Below are 4425 nucleotides of genomic sequence, written 5' to 3' on the forward strand. Positions count from 1 at the left end.
GGCCAGTTGGCCGAGCTGCTGGTGCACGAGCACGCGCCGCTGTCGCTGGCGCAGCAGGCGAGCGGGATGACGGGCGGCAGCCCGCTGTTCACCTCGATCCTCAACTACCGGCACGGCCAGGCACCGGAGGAGGGGACCGGTCCCCGCCTCGAGGGCGTCGGGTTGCTGACCGTGAGCGACCACACCAACTACCCCGTGAGCGTGGCCGTCGACGACCTCGGGAGCGGCTTCGGCCTGATCGTCGAAGCGGTGGCACCGGCCGATGCGGAGCAGATCTGCGCGCTGTTGCGGGCCGCCGTCACGAACCTCACGGCCGTCCTGGAGGAGGCTCCGCAGTCGCGGTTCGCGGCGGTGGATGTGATGGGTGAGGCCGAGCGCCGTCAGGTTGTCGAGGAGTGGAACGACACGGCGGTCGAGGTGGCGTCGTCGACGCTGCCGGGGGTGTTCGCCGGGCAGGCGGTGCGGACGCCGGACGCGGTGGCGTTGGTGTTCGAGGGTGTCGAGGTGTCGTACGCGGAGTTGGATGCGCGGGCGAACCGGCTGGCGCGGTTGCTGATCGGGCGTGGTGTGGGCCCGGAGTCGGTGGTCGCGGTGGTGATGGAGCGCGGCGTGGAGCTGGTGGTGTCGCTGCTGGCGGTGGCGAAGGCCGGCGGGGCGTATCTGCCGGTGGATCCGGAGTATCCGGTGGAGCGGATCGCCTATGTGCTGGATGACGCGGCGCCGGTGTGTGTCCTGACCACGGAGCAGTGTGCACGGGTGCTGCCGGACTCGGTCGAGGGGCCGGTGCTGGTGCTGGACTCCGCCGAGCTGCGCGCCGAGTGCTCGGGCTTCGAGGAGGCGCAGCTCACCGACGCCGATCTGGTGGTGCCGCTGCTGCCGGCCCATCCGGTGTATGTGATTCACACGTCGGGTTCGACCGGGCGCCCCAAGGGGGTCGTGGTCACCCACCAGGCGCTGGTGAACCACTTGCGGGCGGCCGGGCAGCGGGTTCCGTTGGGGGTCGGCGACCGTCTGCTGGCTGTGACGACGGTGTCTTTCGACATCGCGGCGCTGGAGTTGTTCCTGCCGTTGGTGAGCGGGGCGGCTGTGGTGCTCGCCGAGCGGGAGACGGTACGTGATACGGCGGCGTTGCGGGAGTTGGTCGACGCGGGCGGGGTGACTGCTGTCCAGGCTGTTCCCTCGCTGTGGCGGGCTCTGCTGTCCGTCGAGGCCGACTGGCCGCGCGGGGTGCGGGTGCTGGTCGGCGGTGAGGCGCTGTCCGAGGAGTTGGCGGGCCGGGTGCGGGAGCTCGGCCTGTGGGCGGTGAACCTGTACGGGCCGACGGAGGCGACGGTCTGGGCGACCTCGGCCGAGGTCGGCGAGGGTCCGGTGACCATCGGGCGTCCGTTCGCCAACATGCGTGCCTACGTGCTGGACGGGTTCCTGCAGCCGGTCCCGGCAGGTGTGGCGGGCGAGTTGTACCTGGCGGGTGCGCAGTTGGCCCGGGGGTACCTGGGCCGGCCCGGGTTGAGTGCCGAGCGGTTCACTGCCGCGCCGTTCGGGCCGAGCGGCGAGCGGATGTACCGCACGGGCGACCTGGCCCGCTGGCGCGGGGACGGGACGCTGGAGTGCCTGGGCCGGGTCGACACGCAGGTCAAGGTGCGTGGCTTCCGGATCGAACTGGGTGAGATCGAGGCCGCGCTGGAGCGTCACGAGCTGGTGGCACAGGCGGCGGTGACGGTCAACGAGAGCGGTGCGGGGGATCAGCGGCTCGCCGGGTACGTCGTGCCCCGGACCGGGGCACGGGTGGATGCGGCGGACCTGCGGGCCCACCTCGCCCTGAGCCTGCCGGAGTACATGGTTCCGTCGGCCGTCATGGTGCTGGAGGAGATGCCGCTGACGGCGAACGGCAAGGTGGACCGCAAGGCCCTGCCCGCACCGGACTTCTCGGGGCTGTCGGCTGGGGGCCGGGGTCCGGTGACGGTGCACGAGGAGTTGCTGTGCCAGGCGTTCGCCGAGGTTCTGAGGCTCCCCGCGTTCGGTGTGGAGGACGACTTCTTCGCGCTGGGTGGTCATTCGCTGCTGGCGATGCGGCTGGTGATCCGGGTGCGTACGGTGCTGGGCGTGGAGTTGCCCCTGCGGATGCTGTACGAGCGTCCGACGCCGGCCGCGGTCGCGGCGTGGATGGGTGAGGCCGGCGAGGGCCGTGCGGCGTTGGCGCCGATGGTGCGTCCGGAGCGGGTGCCGCTGTCGTTCGCGCAGCGCCGGCTCTGGTTCCTGGGGCAGTTGGAGGGTCCGAGCGCGACCTACAACATCCCGGTGGCGCTGCGGCTGACCGGCGAGTTGGACCGCGGGGCCATGGCTGAGGCGTTGCGGGACGTGACCGGGCGGCACGAGGCGCTGCGCACGGTCCTGCCGGTGGCGGATGGTGAGCCGTTCCAGCGGGTGCTGTCGCTGGAGGAGTGCGGCTTCGAGCTGTCGGTGGTCGAGGTGGCGCCGCAGGAACTGGATGCGGCGGTGGCGGAGGCGGTCGGGTATGCGTTCGACCTGACGTCGGAGATCCCGCTCCGGGCGACGCTGTTCGCGCTCGGCGAGGCCGAGCACGTGCTGGTGATTCTGGTGCATCACGTGGCGGCCGACGGTTGGTCGACGGCGCCGTTGGCGCGGGATGTGTCGGTGGCGTATGCGGCGCGGGTCGCGGGTCGGGTGCCGGGCTGGGCGGCGCTGCCGGTGCAGTACGCGGACTATGCGTTGTGGCAGCGGGAGTTGCTCGGGAGCGAGGACGATCCGGGCAGTCTGGTGTCCGGGCAGGTGGAGTACTGGCGTGGGGCGTTGGACGGGGTCCCGGAGGAGCTCGTCCTGCCCACCGACCTGGCGCGACCCGCGACACCCACCCACCGCGGTCACACGGTGGCGCTGGAGATCCCCGCAGGGCTGCACGAGGGCCTGCTGTCGGTGGCCCGGGAGCAGGGGGCGACCCTGTTCATGGTGCTGCAGGCGGCGTTGGCGGTCACCCTGAACCGGATCGGTGCGGGCACGGACATCCCGATCGGTGCGGCGATCGCCGGGCGCACCGACGAGGCGCTGAACGACCTGGTCGGGTTCTTCGTCAATACGTTGGTGATCCGGACCGACCTGTCCGGTGACCCGACCTTCGGTGAGGTGGTCGAGCGGGTCCGGGAGACGGGCCTGCGCGCGTTCGAGAACCAGGACGTGCCGTTCGAGAAGCTGGTGGAGGAGTTGGCGCCGACCCGGTCGCTGGCCCGTCACCCGCTGTTCCAGGTCATGCTCACCCTGCAGAACACCGCCACGGCCTCCGGCGATGGCCGGTCCGAGCTGGAGCTGCTGGAGCTGCCGGGGCTGCGGGTCGGCCGGCAGGCCGCCGGAACCGGGGTGGCGAAGTTCGACCTGGGCATTTCGCTCGGGGAGGCCTTCGACGCCCAGGGCGCTCCGGCGGGCCTGCGTGGTGTCATGGTTGTGGCAGCCGACTTGTTCGACGCGGACACGGCCGACCGGATCGCGGTCTGGCTGGCTCGCGTCCTTGAGACGGTCACGGCCGAGCCGCGGACCCGGCTTGCGGCGGTGGCCGTGCTGGGTGAGGACGAGCGGGAGCGGATCCTGACGCGCGGGCGGACCGCGCGGCAGGTGCAGACCGTGCTGGCCACGCAGCCCGGCTTGGCTCAGGTGGCGGTCATCGAGCGCGAGCACGATGCGGACGACGGCCAGGTGTCCCGGACGGGAGGCGACGGGAGCCTGGTCGCTTATGTCGTACCCGCCGACTCCGGCGCTGATCACGCGGCGTTGGCGGACGCGGTGCGGCAGTTCGCCGGCGACCGCCTGGCGGAGGACCTGGTGCCCTCGGTGGTGGTGCTGGACACGCTGCTGCTGACGGCGGACGGGGCGCTGGACCTCGCGGCCCTGCCCGCACAGGACGGCTCCGGCAGCGCGGACGAGGACGTCCGGGTGAGCCGTGGTCCGGCAACGGTGCAGGAGGAGATCCTGTGCCTCGCGTTCGCCCACGCCCTGGGGCTGGAGAGCGTCGGTGTGGAGGACAACTTCTTCGCCCTGGGCGGCCACTCCCTGCTGGCGGTGTCGCTGGTGGAGTACCTGCGGGTCCGGGGTGTGTCGATCTCCGTCCGCACCCTGCTGCGCAACCCCACGCCGGCCGGGCTGGCCGGCGCTGCCGGGCCGGTCCAGGTGGTGGTTCCGCCGAACCTGATTCCCGAGGGTGCCGTCGGGATCACGCCGGAGATGCTGCCGCTGGTGGAGCTGACCGGGGCGGAGATCGAGCGGGTCGTGGCGAAGGTCGAGGGCGGCGCGGCCAATGTGGCCGACGTCTACCCGCTCGCCCCGCTCCAGGAGGGCATGCTCTTCCACCACCTGATGGCGGACCAGGCGTCCGAGACGGATGTCTACATGCGGCCGTCGGTGCTGGGGTTCGACTCG

1 protein-coding gene is annotated in these 4425 nt (G+C 72.0%); it reads left to right on the forward strand.

Annotated features, from left to right (window positions below; translation table 11 throughout):
• A partial coding sequence (locus ADK60_RS19790) for a non-ribosomal peptide synthetase (RefSeq protein ID WP_159400499.1) occupies window positions 1–4425 on the forward strand: 4425 nt, incomplete at both ends.

This window comes from Streptomyces sp. XY431 (assembly GCF_001279805.1).
Taxonomy (GTDB): Bacteria; Actinomycetota; Actinomycetes; order Streptomycetales; family Streptomycetaceae; genus Kitasatospora; species Kitasatospora purpeofusca.